Below are 25,582 nucleotides of genomic sequence, written 5' to 3' on the forward strand. Positions count from 1 at the left end.
CTAGAGGAAGCCCAGGGTCCGCATCAGATCGCCGATCTGCTGTTCCTGGTCTTCGAGATAGGCGCGGAAGTCTTCACCCGGATTCCAGATGTTCACCCAGCCATTGCGCGACCGGACCTCTTCCCAGGCTTCGGTCTCGTACATCGCCTCGAGTGCCGAGATGTACTGCGCGCGCTTTTCCTCGGAGATGCCCGGAGCGGCAAAGAAACCGCGCCAGTTGACGAAGGACGTGTCGATCCCCTGCTCCATGAAGGTCGGGGCCGTGTCATAGGCCGGCACGCGGTCCTCGGCGGTGATGCCAAGAATGCGGACCTCGCCCTGGTCGGCCAGCGCGATGGCTTCCGAGAACCCGGTGGACAGGGCGTCGATCTCGCCCGAAAGCAGCCCGGCCATCGCCTCGCCACCCGCGTCATAGGGGATGTAGTTCACCGCCGTCGGATCCTCACCCGCCGCCTGCATGACCATCGCGGCCACGATGTGGTCCATACCGCCGGGAACCGACCCGCCGCCCACTGCAAAGTCCTGGCCCTGTTCCTGGTAGGCAGCCAGCAGACCCTGCATGTCCTCGATCGGGCTGTCTGCCGGAACGACCAGCGCCGCGTAGTCGCCGATCGTGCCCGCCACGAGGGTCAGGTCCCGAAAGCTTTGCGGGAAGACGCCTGTCAGGGACCGGATCACGATCGGGGTGGAGTTCACCATCAGCGTGTTGTCGAGGCTCTCGGCATTCTCGATCATGTAGCCGATGGCAACGCCGCCGCCGCCGCCGGACATGTTCTCGTAGCTGGCAGAGCCGACGAGGCCGGATTCCGTCAGCGCTTCGCCGGTGCCCCGCGCGGTGCCGTCCCAGCCGCCGCCGGCGCCGCCGGGAACGAGGATGTGCAATTGCTCGAGAACCTGGTGGCCTTCTGCGCGCGCGTTGGCGGACAAGGCCAGTGTTGCGGCAGCCGCAGCCATCACGACCCGGCGAGTCATGGTCAATGTCATTGGTTATTCCTCCCATTTGACAGGCGGCCCTCCGCCGCCCATGGTTCAAACAAAGCACAGTAAGCTGACAAAAGCCTGACACGGGACGCATTGGAGGCCATTGGGGTGCGGTATCTTCTGGTTGAGGACAACCAAGAACTGTCCGAGGCGGTCGTGAATCGACTGGCGCTTGATGGCCATGCCGTGGACCATGCGGCCAACCTGGCCGAGGCCGAAGACTATCTGGCCACGGCGCAATACGACCTGATCCTGCTCGACGTGATGCTTCCGGATGGCGACGGACGCGAATTTCTCGCCCGCAGCCGGACCCGCCTTGAAACCCCGGTGATCGTGCTCACCGCGCAGTCGCAGGTGTCCGACCGTGTCGGCGCGCTGGACCGGGGGGCCGATGACTACATCACCAAACCGTTCGATTTCTCCGAACTCGAGGCCCGCTGCCGCGCGGTCCTGCGGCGGCGCGGCGGATCGGCCCGCAACGAGATCGTCCTCGGGGACGCGATCTTCGATCCGCTGGCGGGAACGCTGTCCCATGACGGCGCCTGCACCGAGCTGCGCAATCGCGAGATCCGCCTGCTCGAGGTGTTTGCCCGCTCTCCAGGACAGATCCTGTCGAAAAGCCAGCTGATGGACCGGCTGTTTTCCTATGACACGCAGGTCACCGAAAACGCCATCGAAGTCTATGTCGGCAGATTGCGCCGCCGCATCGACGGGATGGGCGTCCGGATCGAAACCGTGCGCGGTGTGGGCTACCGCATGGAGGCCGGAGCCCCGTGACCCTGCCCGCCGCGACCGGCACCGGGTCGATCGAACGCCGCCTGACGCTTCTGCTGGCCGGCGTCGCGGCGCTGCTTTCGGTGCTCAGTTGGAGCATGGTGTCGGGACTGGCCCGCGAGGCCGCCGAACGCACACAGGACAACGTGCTGGCCGCTTCAGCCACGACCATCGCCGAGACGCTGCGCAGCGAACAGGGCGAGGTCCGGCTCGAACTGCCCTATTCGGCGTTTTCCATGCTGGGCGCGATCAGCGAGGACCGGGTGTTCTACAAGATCACCGCCGGCACCGACCTGCTGACCGGCTACGCGGATCTTCCGGTCCCCGAGGACGTGACGCCGGTCGGACAGATCGTCTTCGACACCGGAGAGTACAGCGGCGAGCCGATCCGCATGGCCTCTGTCTCGAGGCTGGTGCTGGCAGGCGCGCAGCCGGTTCCGGTGACCGTGACGGTGGCCCAGACCCGCCTTGGCGTCGGAACCATCGCCAGCGACCTGTCCCGCCTCGCCGCCATGCTGTCGGTCGCCTTCTTCGTGGTTGCGGTTGCGCTGTCGGCCTTTGCCGCGCGCACGTCGCTCAGGCCGCTGAACGAGATCGCCGCGTCGGTGTCGCGGCGCGGACCGTCCGATCTGCGCCCCTTGCAACGCGATGCCCCGACCGAACTGGCGCCTCTGCTGACATCGCTCAACCGCCTGATGGGCCGGCTGGGTCAATCGATCCGGCGGTCCGAAGATTTCATCGCCGAAGCCGCGCATCGCATCCGCACGCCACTGGCGACCGTCCGGACCCAGGCCGAAATCGCGCTTCGCTCGGTCGAGGACGAAGACGAGAAACGCCGCCTGCGCAGGATCATTCGCGCAGTCGATGAAAGTTCACGGTCAGCCGGGCAATTGCTGGACCACGCCGCCGTCACCTACCGCACGGACGATCTTGCACGGGACGCCGTGAACCTGTCGGAGCTGGTGCAACAAGCGGCAAACGCGCAGGAACCTACCGCCGCCATGAAGGATATCCGCATCATCGTGGACACCGTGCCGGCGCAGGTCGAAGGCGATCCGGTGCTGCTGGACAATGCGCTGCGCAACATCCTTGACAATGCGATCAAGTATTCGCCCGCCGAAACCGATGTCGCGATGCGGATCCGCGAGGACGCGGGCAGCTTCCGGGTCTCGATCAGCGACCAGGGCCCCGGCCTTGGCGATGGCCCGGTCGAGGCCCTGACCGAACGGTTCCGGCGCGGTAGCAACACGCAGGGGATCGTCGGCTCCGGCCTTGGCCTGACCATCGCCGAGGACGTGCTGCTGGCGCATGGCGGGCGGCTTGAACTTGAAACCCGAGAAGGTGGAACCGGAACATGCGTCACGCTTGTCTTGCCCTCGTCCTGAGCATCCTCGCCACTTGCGCGGCGGCGCTGGAAATCGAGGATCACCGCTTTTTCGAAGGAACGGGAGAGCGCGTCCTGCGCATCGTCTCGACCGCCGATCTCGAGGTGTTCGAACCCTATCTTCTGGCCTTCCAATCGAGCCGGCCCGCGCTGTCCATCGACTATACCGTGGTGTCTTCGGCAGAGCTTTATCGCGCGATACGGGGCAATGCGGCGTTTGACCTTGCAGTGTCGTCGGCCATGGACCTGCAGTTTCAACTGGCCAATGACGGATTTGCCAGGACCCACCAGTCCGACGCCGCGCGGGCGCTGCCGGACTGGGCTCGATGGCGCGACCTGATCTTCGCATTCACGGCCGAACCCGCCGTCATGGTGTTGTCGACCCGGCGCTTCGAGGGACTGGCCCTGCCCGAAACGCGCCAGGACCTGATCGCGCTGCTGCGGCAGAACCAGGACCGGTTCGAAAACACCGTGGGCACCTATGACGTGCGCGAAAGCGGGCTGGGCTACCTCTTTGCCACCCAGGAAGCGCGGTCGACGGATGCCTATTGGCGCCTCTCCGAGGTCATGGGCCGCCTGAACCCGAAGCTCTATTGCTGCTCGGGACAGATGATCGACGAGGTCGCCGAGGGCCGTTTGGCCTTTGCCTACAACGTGCTGGGCAGCTATGCCGCCGAGCGGCTGGCGCGGGATTCCGGCGGACAGATCCAGATCGTGGCGATGCAGGATTTCGCCAATGTCATCCTCAGGACCGCGCTCATTCCCGCCAACGCGACCGAGCCCGCAGCCGCCGGCGCCCTGATCGACATGCTTGTCACCCTCGGCCTGCGCGACGACCGGGGCGACTGGCCCCTGCCGCCGCTGAACCAGACCGGCGCGGCCGATGTCGCGGGGTTCGGCCCGATCCGGCTGGGACCGGCCCTGATGGTCTATCTCGACCCGCTGAACCGCCGCACGTTCCTGACCGAATGGCAAAACGCCATGGTTCAGCGCTAGGCCGGCGGTGTTACAGGAGTCCGGGCAGGAACAGCACCGCCGCCGGGAATGCGATGGTCAAGACCACCACCACCAGGTCGGCCAGCAGGAACGGGATGACCCCGGCAAAGATCTGCGCCGTGGTGACGTATTTGTACGCCACGTTCTTGATGACGAAGACATTGAGCCCGACCGGCGGGGTGATCATCCCGATCTCGAGCAGTTTGACCACCAGCACGCCGAACCAGACCGCGCTCAGGCCCTGCGACTCGAGCACCGGCAGGAACACCGGCAGGGTCACCAGCATTGCGCCCACCGGCTCCATGAAGGTGCCAAGCGCCAGGTAGACCAGCACCACGATCAGCATCAGCTGCACATAGGACAGGTCCGCGCCGGCGACCCAGGAATTGATGAAACCCGAGAGGCCCGACAGCCCGAGGAACCGCGTGAACATCGCCGCACCCACCGCGATGATGAAGAGCGACCCGGTCGTCGTCACGGTTTCGAGAAGCGACCGGCTGATGACCTCGCGGTTCAGGCGGCGGGTCACGGCAGAGATCACGATGGTCCCCAAGGCGCCGACCGCGCCCGCCTCGGTGGCCGAGAAGAATTCGGCGAAAAGCCCGCCGAACACCAGCACGATCAGCGCGAAGATCGGCAGAACGTTGAGGATCGCGGCGCGGGTGCTCCCGGTTTCGGGCACCGCCGCGGCGGGCGGGATCACGTCCGGCCGCAGCACGCTGATCAACACGATGATGAGGCAATAGGAAACCGCCGTGACCAGCCCGATGCCGATGCCGCCGACGAAGACCTGCGTGATCGAGGTTTCCGCGAAGACGCCGTAGAGGATCATCAGGATTGATGGCGGGATCAGCGCACCGATGGTGCCGCCCGCCGCGATCGAGCCTGCCGCGATGGAGGGCCGGTAGCCCGCCTGCACCATCTCGGGGATGGCGATCCGGCCCATCGCCGCCGCACAGGCGAGCGATGATCCCGACACCGCCGCAAAGCCCGAACAGGCGAAGATCGACGAGATGGCAAGCCCGCCGGGCAGCCGCCGCAGTACCAGCTTGGCGGCGTCGAACAGCCCCCCGGTCAGCCCGGCATGGAAGGCCACGAACCCCATTAGGAGGAACATCGGCACCGCCGAGAGCGTCCAGGACGCGACGAAATCGTACGGGGTCGAATAGAGAATGCCGACAGCCGGGTTGATCCCGACCAGGCTCACCACACCGCCAAAGCTGACGGCGATGAGCGCCATCGCGACCGGCACGCGCAACAACAGGAGCGCGATCAGGATGCCGACGCCCAGAAACCCGGTTTCGACACTCATGCGGGGTCTCCGATCTGGCGCGCCCGGTCGGCGGCCTTGATCAGGCAGGCCGCAGTGGCAAGGGCAAACCCGACGGTGGGAAAGACGTAGCTGGGATATGTGAGGAACGCGATCTCGCCCAGTTCGATCATCGTCCCGCGCGACCAGTTCGACACCATCGACCCCCAGGTCGCCCAGGTCAGCGTGCCGTAGATCCCGCAGGCGATCAGGGCCACGAGCGCGTCAGAGGCCTGCCGCAACCAGCGCGGCAGGAAACCGTCGATCAGCTCCACCGACACCATCTCGTCGCGCAGCTCGATATAGGCCAGCGGCAGGAACGCGAGCGGCACCATGTAATAGCGCGCCACCATCGCGTTGGTCGAACTGAACGAATACCGGAACAGGTTCCGCAGCACCACGTCGAGACAGATATGCAGCATCATCACCACGACGGCGATGGCCCCCAGAAGGGCAAGCACGCGGGCGACCACAGAGGCGGCCTTGACGATCGTATCCATGAATTCGGCTTCCGGGTCGGGCAGGATGCCCTGTCCCGCCTTCGCAGCGGAACAGGGCGCAAGGTGTCAGAGTCCGTAGGTCGCGAGGTCGACATCGGCCCAGATGCGCTCCCAGGCCAGTTCGGCCAAGGCATCGGGATCATTGCCGATCTCGGCAATCGCCTCTGACCATTCGTCGATCAGGGCGGCGAAATCGGATGCGATGTCACCGGCTGCGGCGACCTGGGTCTCCCGGTCCTGCTGCGCAAAGGCTTCGGATGCCGCCATCAGCTCGTCCGACGCTTCGACCACGGTGATGTCCGACTCCGCGACCGCCGCGCGGGCGGCCTCGGGAAGCTGGAAACCCCACCGGTCGGTCAGGTCGAAATTGCCCCGGTTCGCTGCCTTGGTCACCATCAGGCGCTGCTCGACGGTCATCGATTCCCATGTCGGCAGGGCCACGGTGAAGTTGGACGTGGCATGGTAGGTGCCGATCGGCACGGTGTTGAAATGCGTGGCCACATCCACCAGGCGGAAGGACAGCATGTCGACGATCGACGCCATCGTGCCGTCGATGGTGCCCTGGCTCATCGCCTCGAACGTGTCACCGACCCCCATCGGAACGCCGGTGGCGCCGAAATGTTCGGCCCAGCGCGAATAGGGCGCGCCGCCCGACCTCAGGCGCAGACCGCGCAGGTCCTCGACCGAGTTGACGGGGGTGGTGGTGATCAGGCCGTAGACGTCGGACGATCCGGCCCCCAGGAACACGCCGCCGAATTCCTTGTATTCCTGCTGGCACGGGGCGCAGTTCACCACCCATTCGGTCATGGCGAGCGCCATCGCGTGCGGGTTGCGCCCCTGCAACGCAAGATCCCCGGCCACGCCGGTGAGCGGGAAATCGGCCGCGAAGTAAAGCGGCAGCGAGTTGCCGATATCGGCCAGCCCGGATTTCAGCGCATCCGCCATCTGCGGCAGCGCGACGACTTCCGGCCCAAGCAGGGTGGTGCCGATGGTGCCGCCGGATTCCTTGTCGAGATATTCGGCGAAATTGGTGTACATGTAATGCGCGGGATGCGCCGGGGGGGCCGCCGGTGCCAGGCGCAGGTCCTGGGCCGAAGCCGTTCCTGCCGCCATGACACCGACCGCCGCGAGTGCCGTCAGTGAGAAATTCAGTTTCATCTTTGTTGTCCTCCCTCGATGAAGCTTGTTCAGATGTTCAGAATGCGCCGCGCGTTCTCCTTCAGGATCAGCGGCTTGACCTCCTCCTTGATGTCCAGCGCCTCGAAATCCCTGAGCCAGCGGTCCGGCGTGATCGCCGGCCAGTCCGACCCGAAAAGCATCTTCTTTTTCAGGATCGAATTCGCGTAATGCACGAAGATGGGCGGGAAATATTTCGGCGACCAGCCGGACATGTCGATATAGACGTTCGGCTTGTGCTGGGCGACCATCAGGCCCTCTTCCGTCCACGGAAAGGACGGGTGCGCCAGCACGATGGGCGTGTCCGGAAAATCGACCGCCACGTCATCGACATGCACCGGGTTGGAATACTTGAGCCGCATCCCCATGCCACCCCGCATGCCGCTTCCCACGCCGGTCTGGCCGGTATGGAACAGCATGATCGCGCCCTCTTCGGCAATCGCCTCGTAAAGCGGATAGGCCCAGCGTTCATTGGGAAAGAACCCCTGCATCGTGGGATGGAACTTGAAGCCCCTGATGCCGAACTCGCGGACCAGCCGCCGCGCCTCGCGAGCCCCGGCCTTGCCCTTGGATGGGTCGATGCTGGCGAACGGGATCAGGATGTCGTCATTCTCGGCAGCGATCTGCGCGACCTCTTCGTTGGAATAGCGCCGAAAGCCGGTTTCGCGTTCGGAATCCACCGGAAAGATCACCGCGCCGATCTTGCGTTCGCGGAAATACTGCGCGGTCTGCTGTACGCTGGGCAGCATGCCATCCGCCCCGGCCGGGTTGTTGAAATAGGCTGCCATCCCGGCCTGGAAATCATCATACCCGTCGTCCCGCGGTCCGCAGCACGGCTCTTCGGCATGGGTGTGGAAGTCGATGGCGATCAGGTCGTCGATATTCATGTGTCTGCCTCGGTCTCCAGTCCGGCGTAGCGGCGCAAGAGCTGCGCCAGCTGGCGGCAATCCGCCTCGCTCAGACCGTGATTGTGGTAGTCGTCATGGCCGAAGAACGCCTCTTTGTGCGCGTCGATGAAGCCGTCTCCGGCGGCCGTCAGGTAAAGCCGCACCGACCGGCGGTCGTCATCGGGAATGATTCGGCTGACCCGCCCCTGAAGCTCCAGCCTGCGGATCATCTTGGTCATCTGCGCGGGCTTGATGCCGAGGGTTTCGGCGAGCAAACCCTGCCGCACGCCGGGATTGCGGCGGATCACCCACATCACGGAAAATTCGCCCGGCCGCAGGTCAAGCTCGCCAAAGGCCGCGTAGAACCGTTCGAACGCGCGCAGCTGGGCCATGCGCAACAGGAACCCGAGCGAGCTGTCCAGCTCGCCAAGCGAGATATCCTCGGTGATGGTCTCGGCCAGATCCGACATCACCCCTCCTGCCCCGGCGGCGTGACCTTGGCCGCGCGTTTCTCCAGGAAGGCCCGCAGCCGGTCCTTGGCGTCATCGGTCATCGTCGCCAGTGTCGCCACCATGCTTTCGGCGAAAAGCCCGTCTTCGGACGACATGTCCGCGATCCGGGGCAGCGCGTTGATGATGGCGTAGTTGGTGAACTCGGCATTTTCGGCCATCCGCGCGGCGACCGCGGTCGCCCGCTCGAGCACCTGACCCTCCTCGACCACGTAACTCACACCGCCCCATTGCTCCATCTGCGCGGCGCTCAGGACGCGGCCGGTGAGCATCATGTCTCCCATCCGCGCCGGGCCGATCAGCCGCGAGATCCGGACAGAGCCGCCGCCACCGACGAAGATCCCCCGCTGGCCTTCGGGCAAAGCGAAGAAGGCAGTCATGTCCGCCACCCGGATGTGGGTCGCGGCGGCCAGTTCGAACCCGCCACCCACGGTGGCGCCGCTCAGCGCGCTGACAAAGGGGATCGTGCCCCGCTCGATATGATCGAAGACGGCATGCCAGCGGCGCGAGCCCTTGACCGCCTCGAAAAGCGGCTTTTCCGAATGTTCCGACAGGTCGAGACCGGCACAGAAATGCGGCCCGTGACCGTGGATCACCGCGGCCCTGCACTCGGCCTGCGCGCGCTGCACGGCATCGTTGATCGCCTCGACGAAACGGTCGCTGATCGCGTTGCGCTTGGCCGGACGGTTCAGCCCGATAAGCGCGACATTGTCCTGTGTCCGGTACGTCACCAGCCGGTCGTCATCCGCCTCTGCCAAGCCAGCCTCCTGCGTTCACTCCGCCAATCTATATTTGCAAATTGTTTCCGCGTAAAGTATTTCGTCGGAAAGATTGAGGGCAGACAAGAAGGCGCATCATGCAGATTTCCGGCAAAACGGCGCTGGTCACCGGGGGCGGATCAGGGCTTGGGGCCGCCACGGCACGACGTCTAGCTGCGGAAGGCGCTTTGGTCATCGTCGTCGACCGCGACGCCGATGCGGCAACTGCGGTGGCGCAGGAGGTCGGGGGCATCGCGGCGACCGCTGACGTGACGGACGAAACGGCGATTGCAAACGCCCTTAATACTGCCTCCGCAACACCGCAGATCATCGTGAATTGCGCCGGGATCGGCACCGCCGCCCGCGTCGTCGGACGCGAGGGGCCGATGTCGCTTGATGCGTTCCGGACCGTGATCAACGTCAACCTCGTGGGCACGTTCAACGTCTGTCGCCTTGCCGCCGCCCGCATGGCCGAGGCCGGGCTTGCCGGCACGATCGTCAACACCGCCTCTGTCGCCGCCTTCGAAGGTCAGATCGGCCAGGCGGCCTATGCGGCCTCGAAAGGCGGGATCGTGTCGCTGGGCCTGCCGATGGCGCGCGAATTCGCCCGCTTCGGCATTCGCGTGAACACCATCGCGCCGGGCATCTTCGTCACCCCCCTGCTGGGAACCCTGCCGCAAGAGGCGCAGACCGCGCTGGCGGCGGGCATCCCCTACCCCAGCCGCCTTGGAGAGCCCGACGAATTCGCGCGGACCGTGCAGTTCTGCGTCGAAATGGACTACCTCAATGGCGAGGTCATCCGTCTGGACGGGGCGACCCGGCTGGCACCGAAATGATCCCGACCTCCGCCGCCGAAATCGCCCGCTTCCGCGCCGCGCATGACGCGATGCCGGACGCGACGCGCCCCGAGATCGATCCCGGGCTTCTGGACAGCATCCTCGACGCCGCCGGCCGCTTGGCCGATGATGTGCTGGCCCCGCTCGATGGCCTTGCCGACCGCCAGGGTTGCCGCGTCGAACGGGGCCGCGTCCTGACGCCGGACGGCTATCCATCCGCCTGGCAGGCCGTGGCGGACGGAGGCTGGCTTGGCCTCGACCTGGGGGAAGAATACGGCGGGTCCGACCTGCCGCTCCCGCTCAAGGCGATGACCATGGCACTGTTCGACCGGGCGGGTCTTGCCTTCAACATGGCCTGCGGGGCCACCGCCTCGGCCTCGGTGCTGTTGGCGGAACATGCGCCCGAACACGTGGCGGCGGACTGGATACCCGCCCTGATCGCGGGCCGGCGCGCCGCGACGATCTGCATCTCGGAATCCGATGCCGGGTCGGATGTCGGCCGGATGCGCACCCGGGCGGAACCCGACGGCGATCACTGGCGCATCCACGGCACCAAGCAATGGATCAGCTTCGGCGATCACGACCTTGCGCCGCGCATCGGTCATTGCCTGCTGGCCCGCACCGGGGATGCGCCCGGCGGACGCGGGCTGAGCCTGTTCCTGGTGCCCAGCACCCTGGACGATGGCAGCCCCAACGGGGTGTCGGTGATCCGGATCGAGGACAAGCTCGGGCTGCACGGCTCGCCCACCTGCGCGCTGTCTTTCGACGGATCGCAAGCCGTGCTGCTGGGCACGCCCGAGCGCGGCTTGCCGCAGCTTTTCACGATGATTTCGATGATGCGCCTGCAAGTCGCCTGCCAGGGCCTGTCTGCCGCCGCGCGCGCCACCGAGATCGCGGAAACATACGCCGCCGAGCGGCGTCAGGGCGGCGACCCGACACAGCCGCCGGTGCCCATCGCCCTGCATCCCGATATCCGGCGCCAGCTTGCCGAGATGCGCAGCCGCACCGAGATCCTGCGCGCCGTGGTGCTTCAGCTTGCCGCCTGCATGGACCGGTCGCCAGACGATCCCGACGCGGCGGCGCTGGCACAATTCCTGCTGCCGCTGGCCAAGGCGCACGGGGCGGAAACGGGCTTTGACGTGACCAATGCGGCCATCCAGGTGCTGGGCGGTGCGGGCTACACCAGGGACTGGCCGCTCGAGCAGACCCTGCGCGACATTCGCGTGGCCGCGATCTACGAGGGCACGACCGGCATGCAGGGCATCGACTTTGCCGAGCGCCGCCTGATCCGCGACCCCAGCGGATACGACGTGTTCCGCAAAGAGGCCACCGGCCCGATTGCCGCCGCCTTCGGTTCTCTGGTCGCGGATCTTCGCGCGGCCCCGGCGCCCCGACGCCTGGCCGCTGCCGACGCCGTCCTGCGCGCGGGATGGCTGGCAGTCGCCGAATGGCTTGGTCCGCGCCTTCCCGGCGATGCCCGGCAGCAGCTGGAGGATCTGGACGGGCAGTTCACCCTTTACGCCGGACGCGCGCGGCGGGCTCTGAAAGGCTGAAATCGCCGAGGGCGCGGGTGCAGCAGGATGCCCTAGCGCGACACGTGGTCCAGAATGTCCCCGGCGATGCGACAGGTGTCCGACCAGGATGGCAGGCGGCGGCCATACTGCGCCGCAGCTTCGGACATGCGGTCCCGCAAGGCGCGATCCCCGAGCAGTCGGTCGATGGCCAGCGCGAGGGCATTTTCGTCCTCGACCGGAACAAGCAACCCGGCCGTTTGCGGCACCGTATCCGGAACGGCCCCGGTATCGCAGGCCACAATGGGAAGGCCATGCGCCAGCGCCTCGTCAAAGACGATGCCATAACCCTCGTACCGCGTGGCAAGCACAAAAAGCGATGCCTGCGCATAGAGTTCCGCCAAGGCGGCCTTCGAGACCCGCCCCGCCATGCGCACCTGCGGCCCGAGGCCTAGCTCGGCATGTAAACGCTCCAGATGATCGGCATGCGCAGGGCTGTATCGCGATCCGACGACCACCGCCTGCCATGCGTCATGCGTCAACCGGGCCAGCGCCTTCAGCAGAATGTCATGCCCCTTGCGCGGATGCTGGATACCGACCGACAGGATCAAGGGCGGTGCCGCCGGGTTGCGGGGGCGTGGCGGCTGTTCGGTGCCGGGCCGCGCGATGGTGATGCGATCCGGGGCCACATCGTAGCGGTCGGCCAGGATGCGCGCGGTGTGCGGGCTGGGCACCAGCACATGCGCAGCCAGGCCAAGATTGGCGCGCTCGGTCCGGTAAAGATGGTCTGCAAGCACCGGGTCGAGTCCGCTTTCAAGCGCCAGCGGATGATGGATCATCGCGACGATCGGCGCGGTCACGGTCGCCAGCCCTTCGGTGGCAATCGACCCGAAGACCAGCCCGTCGAGGATCAGCGGCCGCGACGGATCGACCGAAGCGACCTGCACAACCGCGTCGGCCATGTCGGCGGGTGTCGGGTCGGGAAAACTGTCGCCAAGCTGAATATGGGTCACATCCCGGCCCTGCTCTCTCAGGCCTTCCAGCAGGCGACGCTCGTAGATGTAGCCGCCGGTCAGCGTCTCGATATCGCCCGGAATGGCGAAGGCGGCAGCGCGCCGGTTCATGTCAACTGCTCGGGTGCGTAGACCCGAAGGATGCGCCGCTCCACCGACCCGACAAGCGCATATCCCAGGGCCGATATGGCGGCGACCAGCACCACCGAACTCCACAACATGTCGAAATCCGAAAGCGACGCGGACATCGCCATCAGGCTTCCGATCCCGGCCCCGGTGGCCAGCCATTCGACCACCGTTACCGCAAGCACAGAAGCCGGAACCGCCATCCGCGCGGCGGCGAAGAACGCGGGCAGCATCGCCGGAATGCGCACCCGCACGAGGCGCGACACCGGCCCGGCGGCGAAACTGTCGAAGACATCCAGCACCTGGCCCGGCGCTTGCCGCAAGCCGTGCAGGCAGGCCACGAAGGTCGGAAAGAACACCATCACCGCAACCAGCACGATCGTGCCCGTCGCCCCGCGCCCAAGCAGCAGCACCACCAGCGGGGCGGTCGTGACAATGGGCACCGACCGCAGCGCGATGGCAAGCGGCATGGCGGTGCCGGCGATCACCGGAACCAGCACCAGCAGCATCGCCAGCCCTGCCCCCGCGGCGAGCCCGGCAAAATATCCGGGCAGCAGGTAGACCGCGGTTTCCGACAGGGCGACTGCCAGGGTTCCCCGCGTCGCCCCCGCATCCTCGGCCAGCAGCAGGGCGTCGAGCACGTCCATTGGTCCCTTGGCGAAGAACGGGTTCAGGTCGAACACCCAGAAGGCCAGCGCCCACCCGGCAAGCGCGATCACCGTCACGCCAATCGCTGCTTTCCAGCCTGACCCGGAGTCGCGCACCGTGTCACTGGCGGGTGCCGCCAGGATGACCGGAGGCGCGTCCCTGAGAAACCGGCGGGCGATCATGCCCAGCCCGACATAGGCCAGGATGGCCACCGCCGTGGCGACAGTGGCGACCCCCCATGTCATGTCCACGTCGAGCGCGCGGATCGCCCGGACGGTCAACACGCCCAAGCCCCGCTCCGCCCCGGTGAATTCTCCGACCATCGCGCCGAGAAAGGCCGCCGGGGCGGCGATCTGGAGACCGGCGAAGAGGTATGGCAGCGACGCCATCAGGCGCACATGCACCAGTTCGGACCAGCGACCGCGGCCATAGCTGCGCACCAGGTCGAACCATCCCGCAGGCGCGGCGCGCAACCCCACCAGCAGGGGGATCAGCGTGGTGTAATAGACCGCCAGCGCCGCCAGCGTGATCTGCGGCCCCGCGCCCGGTCCGAAGAGCACGCGCAGGATCGGCCCCGTCGCCACGAGCGGCAGGCAATAGACCAGCAGCGCCAGCCCGGTGACGATCCGTTCGCTGCGGGGCCAGAGAAGCGCCAGAGCCGCCAGGGCGATCGCCGCAAGGTTGCCGAACACATAGCCCAGCGCCGCGTTGCCAAGCGTGACGCCCAAGGCACGCGTGACCAGCCCGCGATCTTCCACCAGGTAGGCCAGGATTTCGGTTGGGGCGGCCAGAACGAAGGCGCCAGACACCACGTGCGCCAAGGCTTCCCAGACCAGCAGAAGCCCCAAGACGCCAAGCCACGCGCCATATCCCCGTGCCGTCATGCCCCGCGCGGGGCGGCCGGCGTGCACCAAGGACAGGCCGGTCATTGTGCCGCCAGCGGGGGGCGATCCAGGGTCATGCCACGGGACAGCGCGGCATAGACCGCATCGGTCAGGTCACCGAAATCAGGCGACCGTTCGATCCCGGACTCGCGCGGGCGGTCAAGCGGTATGGCGATATCCGCGATGATTTCGGCGGGCCTCGGAGACAGCACGATCACCCGGTCCGACAACAGCACCGCCTCGGTCACGGAATGGGTGACAAGCAGCGTGGTGGTGCCGCGCGCCTCCCAGATCCGGGGCAGATCCTGCGCCAGCTGGTGCCGGGTCAGCTCGTCCACCGCGCCAAACGGTTCATCGAGCAGCAAAAGCCCCGGACGCGTCACCAGAGCGCGCGCCATCGCGGCGCGCTGGCGCATCCCGCCCGACAGTTCCGCAGGCCGCGCCTCGGCGAACCCGTCGAGGCCGACAAGAGAGATCAGCTGGTCGATCTCGGCGTCATCGACCGGCCTGCGGGCAAGGCTGAGCGCCAGCGCGATATTGCCCCGCACCGTGCGCCAGGGCAGCAGCGACGGGTCCTGGAACGCGATGGACAATGCCGCGTTCTGCAAGGTTTCGGCCGGCGGCATTCCGCCGATCAGGAGCTGCCCGGCGGATGGCGCCTCCAGTCCCGCGACCATCCGCAGGAGCGTGGACTTGCCACAGCCGGACGGGCCGACAAGGGCGGTTGTCTGGCCGGCATGGAACGTCACGTCTGTCGGGCGCACCGCTTCGGTCCGCCCGTCAAAGGTCTTCGCCAGGCCCGAGCAGATGATCTCGGGCGGGGGTGTCACGTCAGGCGCCATGAACCTCTTCAAGAATTGAGCGGTCCCACAGGTCGGGCGTCACCGTCCTGCCCAGAAGCGCCAGTGTTTCGATATTGGCGGCGACGGTGTCATCGGTCCACCAGCCGAACCCGTTGGACTCGGTCAGGTCCGAGAACATCAGCGGCACCTGCCGCGCGGCCTGGAGCTTTTGCGTTTCCAGATCGAGACCGGCATCGGGATACATTTCGATGGTAAGTTCGGCCGCCGCATCGGTGTCCTGCCTGTAGGCCTCCCAGCCCCGGACCTCGCCCGACATGAGCGCCACGAGATCGGCGCGACGGTTGGCGATGCTGTCATTGGTGGCGATATAGGTCTGCGAATGCACCGCGTATCCGTGATCCGCCATCAGCATCGTGACGCTGTCGATGCCCTGGATCGCCATCGCGACCGGCAGGTCGGTCTCCCAGCACAGCAGGCAATCCACCTCGCCGGCCAGCAGCGGCTGCGCGGAATATTGCGTCGGGATGATGTCGATTTCATTCATGTCGACATCGTTCAGGGTGCAGAGCGCCTGAAGCACCGGCGTGTTGGCCAGCGCCATGCCGATCCGCTTGCCCACAAGATCAGCGGGTTCGTTCACCGGGTTGTCCGGCAGGGACGCCACCACGAAGGGGTTTTTCTGCATCGCGACCCCGAGGATCTTGAACGGCGCGCCCTCTTCGACCGCGGCAGCGGTGTAATCTGCGGCCGAGATGCCGACCAGCGCTGTGCCGGACACCACCGGCGGCTCGACCGGCGCGTTGGGGCCACCGGGCAGCAGCGACACGTCAAGCCCGGCCTCGGACCACCAGCCGCGATCCATCGCGATATAGCTGCCGGCGAATTGCGACGAATGCAGCCAGGACAACTGCAAGGCGACGTTGGACTGGGCATGAAGCCTCCTGGGGCCCAGCCCGAGAACGCCAGCCCCCAGGGCGGCGGCTCCGGTTCCCAATAGACGGCGGCGGGTCAATCGATCTGGGGTCATGGCATCCTCTCGTACATCCTGTTGGTTTCGCTTGGAAAGGGTAAGCCTCAACCGTGACGTGGCAAGTGCTGCGGTGCAAAGCTCTGTCCGATCACCCGCCGATGCCAACGTTTTCATCGCCGTGTCGTTCCCCGCGCGGGCCAAAGCCAGACGACAAGGCCCGGTAGAACCGCGGCGATGAAGACAAGGCCGAAGGCGACACTTGCCGCAAGACCGGAACTGGCTGGCACACCGGCGATGGGCAGCAGGGCGGCGGCGGCACCTTCGCGCAGCCCCCAGCCGCTGATCGATACCGGGATCAGCATGGTGAACAGGATCAGCGGCACCAGCGCGGCGATCGCCGGAAGGCTCAGCCAGACGCCAACCGCCTGAAGGCAGAAGGAAAACGCGGCAAGGTTGCACAACGTGGTGCCGATGCTGAGCAGGATGTGCCACGGCAGGACGGACGGTGCCATCAGGGCCCGGTCGATGGCCCGACAAAGCCCCGCGCTGCGCGTGCCGATGCCCCCCGGAACCCGCGTCAGGGCCAGCAGGACAAGAGGCAGCGCGCCTCCCAGCAGCAAGGCGCCAAGCACCGGGAGCGCCAGCCACCTTGGCCAGACAAGACCGCCGGGCACCAGCCATGTGCCAAGGAAGGCGACGGCAAGGGTGAGAAACATCGCGACCTGTCCGGCCAGACGCTCGAAGACCACGGCCTGGCTCGAGACCAACAGCCCCGCCTGTTCGCGCGCCCGCACCGCCCGACCGGCATCTCCGACCATGCCGCCGGGCAGCGACTGGTTCACGATCTGCGCAAGGTAATATTCCCGGATCGCGTGCCACGGGCCGAAACGGATGCCAAGCTGACCTGCCGCAAGTTGCCAGCGCAGCGCCGACAGCACCGTCTGAGCCGTCAGCGCAAGGAACGCGAGCGCCAGCCATGACGGATCGGCCGCAGCCAGGCTTTGCGCTGCGTCCGGTCCATCCGCCGCGCGCCAGAGCAGTGCCATCAGCCCAAGCGCGACCGCGACTTGCGCGGCGCGTATGCTCCAGCCGGGGATCGTTGCGCGAGACAGGATCAACTGCCCGACCTTTTCAGGTCCGCCCCCGACAAGGTCTCGAGGATCAGGTCGCGCATGTCGCTCATCGGGCGCACCTCCGACGCGGGGTCCGGCACAAGACCGGCCGACCAGCCCGGGAGGTCGAAACGCTCTACCAGGGCCGCCGGACCCAGCACGTGGATCGGGACATCGGCGCGGTCATCCAGCGCCACGAAGCCTGCCGCCTGGTGATCGCCGACAACGATCATCAGAGGTGGCTTTGACGCATGGCGCGCGGCGTAGTCGAACACGACCCGCAGGGCATAATCGACGGCTTGTCGATACTGGTCGCGCACCCGGTCACGGTCGCGCCAGACGACATCGGGCGGATCACCCGCCTGCGCCATTTCCGAAAAGACCGCACCGTCTCCGATCGCCTCCCAGGCCACCAGGTCAGGCACCGGCGTCCAGGGCGCATGCGACGAGCCCAGCGCGATCTGGACGAATAGCGGCTCTGCCGACGCTCCGCTGCGCAACTTCCGGTCAAGCGCGGCAAAGGTGAACTGGTCGGGCATCGTCACCCAGTTGAAGGGCGCGCCCCGATAGCCCAGATCCTGCGCCGCAAGCACGGTATCGAAGCCCATGAAGTCGGCTTCCGGCCAGTCCAGCGTGATCTGGGGCATCACGGCGGCGGTCCGGAACCCCGAGCGCTGCGCCATGTGAAAGAGCGTCTGCCGACCGCTGACCAGGGCCGCGCCATAGCTGGACTGATCGGCGATCCATAGGCCGTTTGCAAAACTCGCATGCGACAGCCAGCTTTGCCCGCCCCGCGTCGGCGCGTGCAGCCAGCCTGAACGCATGGACAGCCCCGCAGCCGCAAGTCGGGTCTGGGCGGCATCAAGCGTCGCGCCATGTGTCCCGGCATAAAGCGGCGTGTCGAAACTGGCCCGTCCATAGCTTTCGACGAACACGATCAGCACGTCCCGGTCCACCACGGTCAAGAGTCCGTCGCGGTCTGCGTAGGGATCGTTCCGCGCCGCTGCCTCGAAGGCGCGCAGGTTACTGATCGTTTCTCGCGCCGTGGCGATGCGCTCGACCGCGACCCGCGCGGTAAAGGCCGCTCCGGGGAAATCGACGGGAAGCGCCCAGCGTCCCATCGCCGACCCGACATCGGCGATGGCAATTCCTGCGAAAGTTCCCGCGGCCAATGCCGTTCCCGCGATGACCCGGCGTCCCGGCGCGATCCTGTTCCACACGCCAGTCGCCCACCAGATCGCCCAGGCGACGACAGCCGCGACCAGGACCGCCGCGACACAGGCCGCGATGGCCAGGACCGGACCGACCGACCCGACCAGCAATCGCACCCCCGCTTCGATCAGCGGAAGATCGGCAACCGGATTGAACCCGCGCCCCAACGCGGTGAACATGCCGTAGTCTGCGGCTTTCAACAGCACGAGCACCGTCATCGCGCCGGTCAACACGGCGCGAAACACGGTCGCCGTGCGGCCCGGTGGAACCGCGATCAGCGCCAGCAGAAGAACCGGAAGCTCGAGCGGGAACAGCAGAAGGGCGCCCCAGGTCATCGCGGCCGGATGGTTGGGCTGGATCAGGACCAGGTGCAGGACCAACGCGGCGGCGACCAGTCGCATGACAGGCCCGCTCACCGGCGGGCTGCCCGCAGCCACAGGATGTCCCGCCCGAAGGACCAGGCGAGCCCGGCAATGGTCGACACGATCAGAATGCTTGCCAGCCATGTCGGCAGAACCGGCGCCTGCAAGGCGATCAGCGTTCCCAGTTGCAGCACGCAGACCGCCTTGCGCCCCCGCCTCTCGGGCAGGTCATGCCGCAACCACGGATACATCAGCGCCGCGGCGCCAAAGGCATAGCGCGGCAGACCCAGCAGAATGGCAAACGGCCCGAAGCCGCCGGCCAGCCCTGCATTCACCGCCAGAACCAGCCCGAAAAGCGAGTCGACCTCCATGTCGAACCGCGCGCCGAACTGCGAGACCAGGTTCTGCCGCCGCGCGAGCCGCCCGTCCACGCCGTCAAGGCACAAAGCCAGAACTGCAATCGAAAAGGCCGCCCAGGACAGATCCTGCCCCGCCAGGAGCGGCAGCACGAGAACCGAAGTCAGGACCAGCCGGATCATCGTGGTCAGGTTGCCGAATCCAAGCCGGTCATGCGGATAGCTCCGATGCACCCGTTGCGCGGCGATCGCCGAGGCCAAGCCGAACATCGCCAGCGATGCGACAACGGCCTCCCAGCCGACAGACGGCCAGACCAGACCGGTGAGCACGATGGCACACAGGCCAAGACCGGCGGCACCTGCAAGTTCGGTGCGTGGCTGGAAAACCGGGCTGGTCCGGACGGTGCGGGCGATCACGCGTGGATTTTCGTTGTGTGTCATGGCCATGCCGAAGAAGGTAGCGTCACATCAGCCCAGTCAAGCAGGCATGTCCGACTTGATGTGACGGCACCTCCATCTAGATGATATGCATTGAAGGAAGACATTACATGCCCGAACGCCGCTATCGCCTTGCCCCGCGTCTGATCCACTGGACCATGGCCGTCATCGTGTTGATGACGATTCCGGCCGGACTGCTGATGGTGCAGGAGGGCCTTGACCGGGGATTGCAGAACAGCCTGTTCATCTTCCACAAGAATGTCGGTGTCCTGCTGTTCGCGTTGATTCTCCTGCGCATCGCGATCCGCCTGCGCACGCCACCGCCACCTTTGCCTGAACACGTGCCGGCTTGGCAGGAAAAGATCGCATGGCTGACGCATTTGGGGCTCTATGCGCTTTTGCTGCTGATGCCGATTGCCGGGTATATCCGCGTCAAGGCCGGCGGGTTCCCGATCGAGACCCTCGACGCGCTGGGTGCGCCGTCGCTGGTGCCGCGCTCGGATGCGCTCGCCGAAACGGCAAAGACCGTGCATTACCTGGGCGCGCTTGCGATCAGCGCGCTGATCGCCATGCATATCGGCGCCGCGGCTTTTCACGGCATCGTTCGGAAGGACGGCGTGTTTTCGCGCATGTGGCCGCCATTCGGGGCCTCTGCCAGATAGTGCAGCTTGCCGAACCCGGTTCCGGCGATACCTCTCGCAGGACGCGTCACGCGTGAATCGCCTGACCTGAACCATTGAAAGGACACGCCTCTTCATGTCTTTAGCAGAAACGCTTGCGCGCGCTCCGGGACAAAGCACAAGGCTTGCCGGTCCTGCGCCCTTGCTGACGTTTGCGCTTCTGACCCTCGGCATGAGCGGCGCCATTGTCCTGAGCTTCGCCGGATCGCTGGCAGAGTGGACGCCGGTCACGTACCTCGCTCTCGGGATGGTCGGGCTGACCGCGCTCTGGATCTCGGGCGGGGCGGCAACGGCCATTCTTGGCACGTTGGTCGAGGACCGCGCCGATCCGTCCCCACCGGACACATGGGTGCCGGCCAACCGCACCGCGATCCTTGTCACGCTCTGCGGTGAAACACCCGACCCCCTGGCCCGCTCCCTGACAAAGCTGCACCGTCACCTGACAGAAATCGGCCTTGATGCGGTGACCGAGATTCACGTTCTGTCGGACACGTCAGACCGCTCTGCCGCCGACCGGGAAGCGGCGATCTTCGCACCGCTTCAGGCGGCGGGCACCCTGAGCTACCGAAGACGGAACGCCAATATCGGCCGCAAGCCCGGAAACATCGCCGACTGGCTGCACGACCACGGAGAGGCGATTGCCTACATGATTGTGCTCGATGCCGACAGCCGCATGAGCGCCGACCGGATCCGGGACATGGTCTGGAAGATCGAGCAGAGACCGGGACTGGGCCTGCTGCAAGCCGGCATCGGACTGGTGCCGGGGCGCAGCCGTTTCGGACGGTTTCAGCGGGTGTCCTCGCGGCTCTTGTCGCGCAATTTCGGGCGCGGCTTCGCCGCCTGGACCGGGTCTTGCGGCAATTACTGGGGCCATAACGCGATCATGCGCGTGGCGGCCTTCCGCGCCGCAGCGTCCTTGCCGAAACTCGCCGGGCCCGCGCCGTTCGGTGGTGACATCCTCAGCCATGATTTCATCGAGGCGGCGTGGATTCGCCGCGCCGGGTGGTCAGTGATGCTGGACCCGGACTCGACGGGAAGCGCCGAGGACGCCCCGCAGACGCTGGCCGAGTTCCACCGGCGCGACAGGCGCTGGTGCCAGGGCAATCTGCAACATATGCGCCTGCTTTTCGAACCGGGCCTCGCCCCGCTGAGCCGGCTGCACCTTGTGTCCGGCCTTCTGAGCTACCTCGTCGCGCCGATCTGGCTCGGGCTGATCGCGCTGACGGCCGGGGGTGCCATCCGTCTGGACAGTGCCCTGCCGCTGGCGCTCGTGCTGCTGGTCCTGCTGCTGCCGAAGCTCTGCGCGCTGATCGCGTGGCCCGCCGCGACGCCGATGCGCCGGACGGTCGTGGCCCGCGCCACCCTTGGCGAACTGGTGGTCTCGAGCCTGATCGCGCCCATCGTCATGGCCCGGCAGACCGGGGCCGTGATGTCGGTGCTGGCGGGCAACGACTGCGGCTGGAAATCGGGACGCCGCCACGCCACCGTCCTGCCCGCCGGGGTTGCGGAAATGACGCTCGGCCTTGCCTTGGCCGCCCTGGCGCTTTCCAGCAGCGGTGCGACGCTGATCTGGCTGACCCCCGTGGTCGCGCCCCTGCTGGCTGCGCCGATCCTCTACCGCACTCTGGACGCGCGGGCCTGATGCACCGGCGCGCGTTTTTGCAGGCCACGTCCGCCCTGGCCTTGCTCGCGGCCCTGCCTGTGCGGGCAGCACCCGACACGCCGCTTCTGGAGGTCGCCCGCGCATTGGCCGCCCGCCCCCATGTCGCGCCAGCCGACCGCCTGCCACCGCCTTTTGCAGACCTGACCTATGACGCCTTTCGCGCCATTCGCCCAAAGGTGGGCAAGGCCGCGCTGATCCCGCATGGCCCGCGCTTTGCCATCGACCTGTTGCCGCCGGGGCTGTATTTCCCGACGCCTGTCGTCGTTGAACGCGATACCGGCGCGGGCCCGGAACGGATCGCGTTCTCGACCGACCTGTTCGATTTCGCCCCGCGCTATTTCGACGACATCCCCGACGACACGCCCGGCGCCGGGTTTTCCGGCCTGCGCCTGCGCTATCCGCTGAACGCCGCCGACCGGATGGACGAGGTGCTGGTCATCCAGGGGGCCAGCTATTTCCGCGCCATCGGTCAGGCAATGGTCTACGGCCTTTCGGCGCGGGCGGTGGCGCTGGGCACCGGGGGGCCGGACCCCGAGGAATTCCCCCGCTTCACGCAGCTGCGCCTGCACCCCGCCCACGAGGGATCGGTCCGCATCGAAGGCGTGATCGACAGCCCGTCGCTGGCCGGTCATGTCGACATGGTTCTGCACCCCGGTGCAGACACGCGGATCGACCTCTCGGTCACGGTCCTGCCGCGCCGCGAGATCGCGGATATCGGGGTCGCACCGCTGACCTCGATGTATCTCAAGGGGCCGATCCGTTCGGCCGTGTCGGATGATTTCCGGCCCCGCGTACATGACAGCGATCTGCTGGTGATCGAGAACGGGGCCGGAGAACAGCTTTGGCGACCGATCACCAACCCGGCCACGCTTCAGACCTCGGCCTTTGTCGATGACAGCCCCGCCCGGTTCGGCCTCTACCAGGGCCCGCGCGACTTTGCCGATTTCGAGGATACCGAGGCCCGCTATCACGACCGCCCCAGCGCCTTCGTGACCCCGGCGACCGATTGGGGACGCGGCGCGGTGATGCTGGTCGAGATCCCCACCGGCGACGAGTTCATGGACAATATCGTGGCCTTCTGGCGCCCCGAGACCCCGCTTGCCGCAGGCAGCGAGCATCGCTTCGATTACCGGCTGACCTGGACGCGCGATCTGCCCTCCGGCACCGGCCACGCGATCCGGCAAAGCCGCAGCGGCAGAGAGCACGACACCCCCGGCGCGCGGCGCTATGTCATTGACTTCGAAGGGCCTTCAAACGGACTGCAACCTGACATATCCGCCCTGCAGGACGCGCGGATTGCGGGCGTCAGCCTGTTTCCCCTGCCCGACCAAAGCGGCACGCGCGTGACCTTTCTGCTCTCGCCTCGGGACGCATCGCCTGTTGATCTGCGCCTTGTGCTGCGGGATGCCGCCGGACAGGCCCAAAGCCCGGTCTGGCTTCATCGCTGGACCCCTGCGCGCGACGGCGGCGTCTAGGGCGCGATCACGACATCCGCAGCCAGCGGCCGGTGGTCCGAAGCCATGCGAATGCCCGGCCCGTCCAGCACCCGCGCGGTCTCGACCCGCGCACCCCCGCTGGCAAGCACGCGATCCAGGGGCAGCAATGGCCGCTTGTTCGGAAACGTGGCCAGGGTCGGCCCCGCGAACCGCGCACCAAGCACCGACCGTGAGAGGGCCAGCCCGCTCCAGGGCCGCCATTCGTTCAAATCTCCGCACAGAAGGGTCGGACGGGCGTCACGCCGAAAAAGATGCTGCCCCAGCGTGCGCATCTGGGCAATCCGCAGGATCTGGCTAAGTGACAGATGCGTTGCGATCAGGCGCATCGGCACGCCGCCACGTTCCGCATCCACGATCACCGCACCACGGTGGCAATGGCCCGGCAGGTCCAGAAGCGTGACGTCCTGCACCTCGAACGCCGGATGCAGAAAGACGATCACACCCAGAAACCCGTGACTGCCCGCGCCCCAGCGCAGCGATGCGTCCAGATGCACGCTGCGCAATCCGGTTTGACGCTCGACGCGGTCGATATCGAGGATCCCGTGATGCGGCGGCGTTTCCTCGTCCGCCTCTTGCAGGAATACCGCGTCCGGGCCGTGGGCACAGACGTCCGAGCACAGGACCTCCAGCGTACGCCCTGCATCCACCCGACCGTCTTCACCCTGGCCCCGGTGAATATTCCAGGTCACACAGGAAAACGCGGCCGCATCAGTGTTCTTTGGTCTGTCCATAGCCTTGAGGCCTAGCGCAGCAGACCCCTCGATCAAGCATCCGTGGTGTCCTGCGCCGGGGTCGGCACGGGTTTGACATCGCCCTCTTGGTCCAGCGCGACATGAAGCTTTTCGATAACCCGCGAAAACACCTCCCGTTCCTGCGCGGTCAGATCGGACAGCAACTCCGCCTCGATGCCCAGGACCACCGGAAGAATGTCGTCCAGCGCGGTCCCGCCCTCTTGGGTCAGCGAGATCGCCACCAACCGGCCATCTCCCTGTCCCACGGCCTTTTTGACCAGCCCGGCGGATTGAAGCCGCGCAACGGCGCGACTGACCCGCGATTTCTCGAGGTTCACGCAGGTCTCGATGTCCCGGACCGACACCTGGCCCGCCGCGCGCAGATGCACCAGCACGCGCCACTCCGCGACCGACAGGCCGTGCGACCGTCCGTATGCGACAGACAACCGACGGCTGACGCGATCCGACAGAACCGACAGCCTGTAGGGCAGAAACGAGGACAGACGGAAAGACTGTGACATGCGGGCACGGCTCCTGCGGGGTGACCCTGATGATAGCCGTCATCGTTGCAGGTGCAAAGGGTCGCCGGCTTAGGCCTCTGGAGTGGCGTTCCGCCAGCCGCCTTGCGTTAACCGTCCACCCGGGCGCCGGTGCCGATCGTCGGAGGCGCCGCGTTCAGCGTGTCGATGGCAAACCCGGCGGCCGCCTTGTAATTCGCCATGAAATCCCTGCGTTCCTCGGCCGGGATCACGTCGTCGATAACGTCGAACACGCCGCCGCAGCGGTCATCGAGCAGGTTGAGCAATCCAAACGGCCCCGCCCCGCGATTGCGCAGCACCAGTTCGGACACCGGGCCGCACAGCTGCGCGTCATAGGCGGAAAGCGCCGCCTCGGTCACGCCGTGCTCTAGTATCCTGGCCCCGATCACCCGCGCATCGACAATCGCCTGGCTGGCGCCGTTCGACCCGGTTGGATACATCGCATGCGCCGCGTCCCCCATCAGCGCCACAGGCCCGTCAACCCAGCTTGGCACCGGATCACGGTCGATCATCGGGTTCACATAGGCGCAATCGGCGGCCCGCAGCATTGCCGGAACATCCAGCCAATCGTAGCGGAACTCCTCGAAATGATGAACGAACTCGTCAATCTCGACCGGTTTGAACCAGCCGTCCTGCTGCCATGCGCCCGCGTCGTCCATCGTCACTTCTGCGATCCAGTTGATGAGCGCGGTCCCGGTCTCATCCGGTTGCGAAATCGGATAGATCACCATGCGATGCCGATGCGTGCCCAGCCCGACAAAGGACGACACGGTCCGCAACGGCTTGGCCCGCACGGTGCCGCGCCACATGACAGCGCCGCCCCAATGGATCGGCGGCTGGTCGGGATACATCTGCGCCCGGATCGCCGAATGGATGCCATCAGCCGCGACCAGTAGACGCCCGCGTTCGGACCGCGTTACGCCATCCA

Annotated in this window: 25 protein-coding genes; 8 read left to right on the forward strand and 17 right to left on the reverse strand. The window is 66.6% G+C overall.

The window, feature by feature from the left end; all coding sequences use genetic code 11:
• Entirely contained in the window at window positions 1-984 is a 984-nt protein-coding gene (locus tag LCF60_RS14965) for a tripartite tricarboxylate transporter substrate-binding protein (protein WP_292292842.1), read from the reverse strand.
• Between the two features lie 105 nt (window positions 985-1,089).
• On the opposite strand from LCF60_RS14965, the gene LCF60_RS14970 reads away from it, so the two are divergent.
• The 3 genes from LCF60_RS14970 to LCF60_RS14980 are packed head-to-tail and all read left to right on the forward strand — an operon-like array spanning window position 1,090 to window position 4,135.
• Entirely contained in the window at window positions 1,090-1,758 is a 669-nt protein-coding gene (locus LCF60_RS14970; RefSeq protein WP_292292844.1) for a response regulator transcription factor, read from the forward strand.
• Window positions 1,755-3,140, forward strand: coding sequence for a sensor histidine kinase (locus LCF60_RS14975; protein WP_292292845.1), 1,386 nt, complete (start codon window positions 1,755-1,757; stop codon window positions 3,138-3,140). The genes LCF60_RS14970 and LCF60_RS14975 overlap by 4 nt, the downstream gene beginning before the upstream one ends.
• Window positions 3,110-4,135 (forward strand): extracellular solute-binding protein, encoded by a 1,026-nt coding sequence (locus LCF60_RS14980; RefSeq protein WP_292292846.1) that lies wholly within the window; start codon window positions 3,110-3,112, stop codon window positions 4,133-4,135. The genes LCF60_RS14975 and LCF60_RS14980 overlap by 31 nt, the downstream gene beginning before the upstream one ends.
• A gap of 10 nt (window positions 4,136-4,145) precedes the next feature.
• Here LCF60_RS14980 and LCF60_RS14985 read toward each other — a convergent pair whose 3' ends face one another.
• From LCF60_RS14985 to LCF60_RS15010, 6 genes are all read right to left on the reverse strand, one after another.
• On the reverse strand, window positions 4,146-5,447 hold the full coding sequence (locus LCF60_RS14985; RefSeq protein WP_292292847.1) for a TRAP transporter large permease subunit: 1,302 nt from the start codon (window positions 5,445-5,447) through the stop codon (window positions 4,146-4,148).
• Window positions 5,444-5,944: a TRAP transporter small permease gene (locus LCF60_RS14990; protein ID WP_292292848.1), complete on the reverse strand. Its 501-nt coding sequence runs from the start codon at window positions 5,942-5,944 to the stop codon at window positions 5,444-5,446. Before LCF60_RS14990 ends, LCF60_RS14985 begins: the two co-directional genes overlap by 4 nt.
• A 66-nt stretch (window positions 5,945-6,010) precedes the next feature.
• A complete protein-coding gene (gene dctP, locus LCF60_RS14995) occupies window positions 6,011-7,102 on the reverse strand; it encodes a TRAP transporter substrate-binding protein DctP (RefSeq protein ID WP_292292849.1) in 1,092 nt (363 codons plus the stop codon).
• A 29-nt stretch (window positions 7,103-7,131) separates the two neighbouring features.
• Window positions 7,132-8,007: an amidohydrolase family protein gene (locus tag LCF60_RS15000; RefSeq protein WP_292292850.1), complete on the reverse strand. Its 876-nt coding sequence runs from the start codon at window positions 8,005-8,007 to the stop codon at window positions 7,132-7,134.
• Window positions 8,004-8,477 (reverse strand): MarR family transcriptional regulator, encoded by a 474-nt coding sequence (locus LCF60_RS15005; RefSeq protein WP_292292851.1) that lies wholly within the window; start codon window positions 8,475-8,477, stop codon window positions 8,004-8,006. Before LCF60_RS15005 ends, LCF60_RS15000 begins: the two co-directional genes overlap by 4 nt.
• The gene (locus LCF60_RS15010) at window positions 8,477-9,274 is read right to left on the reverse strand and encodes a crotonase/enoyl-CoA hydratase family protein (protein ID WP_292292853.1); all 798 of its coding nucleotides are present in this window, start codon (window positions 9,272-9,274) and stop codon (window positions 8,477-8,479) included. The genes LCF60_RS15005 and LCF60_RS15010 overlap by 1 nt, the downstream gene beginning before the upstream one ends.
• A gap of 98 nt (window positions 9,275-9,372) precedes the next feature.
• On the opposite strand from LCF60_RS15010, the gene LCF60_RS15015 reads away from it, so the two are divergent.
• Both LCF60_RS15015 and LCF60_RS15020 read left to right on the forward strand, forming a co-directional pair.
• Window positions 9,373-10,110 carry an SDR family NAD(P)-dependent oxidoreductase gene (locus LCF60_RS15015; RefSeq protein WP_292292854.1) on the forward strand — a complete coding sequence of 246 codons (738 nt, stop codon included), beginning with the start codon at window positions 9,373-9,375 and terminating at the stop codon, window positions 10,108-10,110.
• A complete protein-coding gene (locus tag LCF60_RS15020) occupies window positions 10,107-11,663 on the forward strand; it encodes an acyl-CoA dehydrogenase family protein (RefSeq protein ID WP_292292856.1) in 1,557 nt (518 codons plus the stop codon). Before LCF60_RS15015 ends, LCF60_RS15020 begins: the two co-directional genes overlap by 4 nt.
• 32 nt (window positions 11,664-11,695) lie before the next feature.
• Here LCF60_RS15020 and LCF60_RS15025 read toward each other — a convergent pair whose 3' ends face one another.
• The 7 genes from LCF60_RS15025 to LCF60_RS15055 all read right to left on the reverse strand — a co-directional run bounded on the left by LCF60_RS15025 (window position 11,696) and on the right by LCF60_RS15055 (window position 19,548).
• Window positions 11,696-12,745 carry a glycosyltransferase family 4 protein gene (locus tag LCF60_RS15025; RefSeq protein WP_292292857.1) on the reverse strand — a complete coding sequence of 350 codons (1,050 nt, stop codon included), beginning with the start codon at window positions 12,743-12,745 and terminating at the stop codon, window positions 11,696-11,698.
• The gene (locus tag LCF60_RS15030; RefSeq protein WP_363318420.1) at window positions 12,742-14,337 is read right to left on the reverse strand and encodes an ABC transporter permease subunit; all 1,596 of its coding nucleotides are present in this window, start codon (window positions 14,335-14,337) and stop codon (window positions 12,742-12,744) included. Before LCF60_RS15030 ends, LCF60_RS15025 begins: the two co-directional genes overlap by 4 nt.
• The gene (locus tag LCF60_RS15035) at window positions 14,334-15,134 is read right to left on the reverse strand and encodes an ABC transporter ATP-binding protein (protein ID WP_292292858.1); all 801 of its coding nucleotides are present in this window, start codon (window positions 15,132-15,134) and stop codon (window positions 14,334-14,336) included. The genes LCF60_RS15030 and LCF60_RS15035 overlap by 4 nt, the downstream gene beginning before the upstream one ends.
• The gene (locus LCF60_RS15040) at window positions 15,124-16,122 is read right to left on the reverse strand and encodes an ABC transporter substrate-binding protein (protein WP_292292859.1); all 999 of its coding nucleotides are present in this window, start codon (window positions 16,120-16,122) and stop codon (window positions 15,124-15,126) included. Before LCF60_RS15040 ends, LCF60_RS15035 begins: the two co-directional genes overlap by 11 nt.
• Before the next feature lie 113 nt (window positions 16,123-16,235).
• Entirely contained in the window at window positions 16,236-17,183 is a 948-nt protein-coding gene (locus LCF60_RS15045) for a lysylphosphatidylglycerol synthase transmembrane domain-containing protein (protein WP_292292861.1), read from the reverse strand.
• Window positions 17,180-18,790 carry a sulfatase-like hydrolase/transferase gene (locus LCF60_RS15050; protein ID WP_292292862.1) on the reverse strand — a complete coding sequence of 537 codons (1,611 nt, stop codon included), beginning with the start codon at window positions 18,788-18,790 and terminating at the stop codon, window positions 17,180-17,182. Before LCF60_RS15050 ends, LCF60_RS15045 begins: the two co-directional genes overlap by 4 nt.
• Before the next feature lie 11 nt (window positions 18,791-18,801).
• Complete coding sequence (locus LCF60_RS15055; protein ID WP_292292863.1) at window positions 18,802-19,548, reverse strand: CDP-alcohol phosphatidyltransferase family protein; 747 nt, start codon at window positions 19,546-19,548, stop codon at window positions 18,802-18,804.
• A 107-nt stretch (window positions 19,549-19,655) separates the two neighbouring features.
• Between LCF60_RS15055 and LCF60_RS15060 the strand changes: the two genes are divergently transcribed.
• The 3 genes from LCF60_RS15060 to LCF60_RS15070 all read left to right on the forward strand — a co-directional run bounded on the left by LCF60_RS15060 (window position 19,656) and on the right by LCF60_RS15070 (window position 23,363).
• The gene (locus LCF60_RS15060) at window positions 19,656-20,207 is read left to right on the forward strand and encodes a cytochrome b (RefSeq protein ID WP_292292865.1); all 552 of its coding nucleotides are present in this window, start codon (window positions 19,656-19,658) and stop codon (window positions 20,205-20,207) included.
• Window positions 20,208-20,301: 94 nt separating this feature from the next.
• Window positions 20,302-21,867, forward strand: coding sequence for a glucans biosynthesis glucosyltransferase MdoH (gene mdoH / locus LCF60_RS15065; protein WP_292292866.1), 1,566 nt, complete (start codon window positions 20,302-20,304; stop codon window positions 21,865-21,867).
• Window positions 21,867-23,363, forward strand: a complete 1,497-nt coding sequence (locus tag LCF60_RS15070) for a glucan biosynthesis protein (protein ID WP_292292867.1) — start codon at window positions 21,867-21,869, stop codon at window positions 23,361-23,363. Before mdoH ends, LCF60_RS15070 begins: the two co-directional genes overlap by 1 nt.
• Here LCF60_RS15070 and LCF60_RS15075 read toward each other — a convergent pair.
• From LCF60_RS15075 to LCF60_RS15085, 3 genes are all read right to left on the reverse strand, one after another.
• Window positions 23,360-24,115 (reverse strand): endonuclease/exonuclease/phosphatase family protein, encoded by a 756-nt coding sequence (locus LCF60_RS15075; RefSeq protein ID WP_292292869.1) that lies wholly within the window; start codon window positions 24,113-24,115, stop codon window positions 23,360-23,362. The two genes, LCF60_RS15070 and LCF60_RS15075, sit on opposite strands and share 4 nt — an antisense overlap.
• A gap of 32 nt (window positions 24,116-24,147) precedes the next feature.
• A complete protein-coding gene (locus LCF60_RS15080; protein WP_292292870.1) occupies window positions 24,148-24,636 on the reverse strand; it encodes a MarR family winged helix-turn-helix transcriptional regulator in 489 nt (162 codons plus the stop codon).
• A 107-nt stretch (window positions 24,637-24,743) separates the two neighbouring features.
• Window positions 24,744-25,582, reverse strand: an 839-nt coding sequence (locus LCF60_RS15085) for an FAD-dependent monooxygenase (RefSeq protein WP_292292871.1), incomplete at its 5' end; no start/stop codon positions are given.

This window comes from Marivita sp., from assembly GCF_020055635.1.
Classification (GTDB): Bacteria; Pseudomonadota; Alphaproteobacteria; order Rhodobacterales; family Rhodobacteraceae; genus Marivita.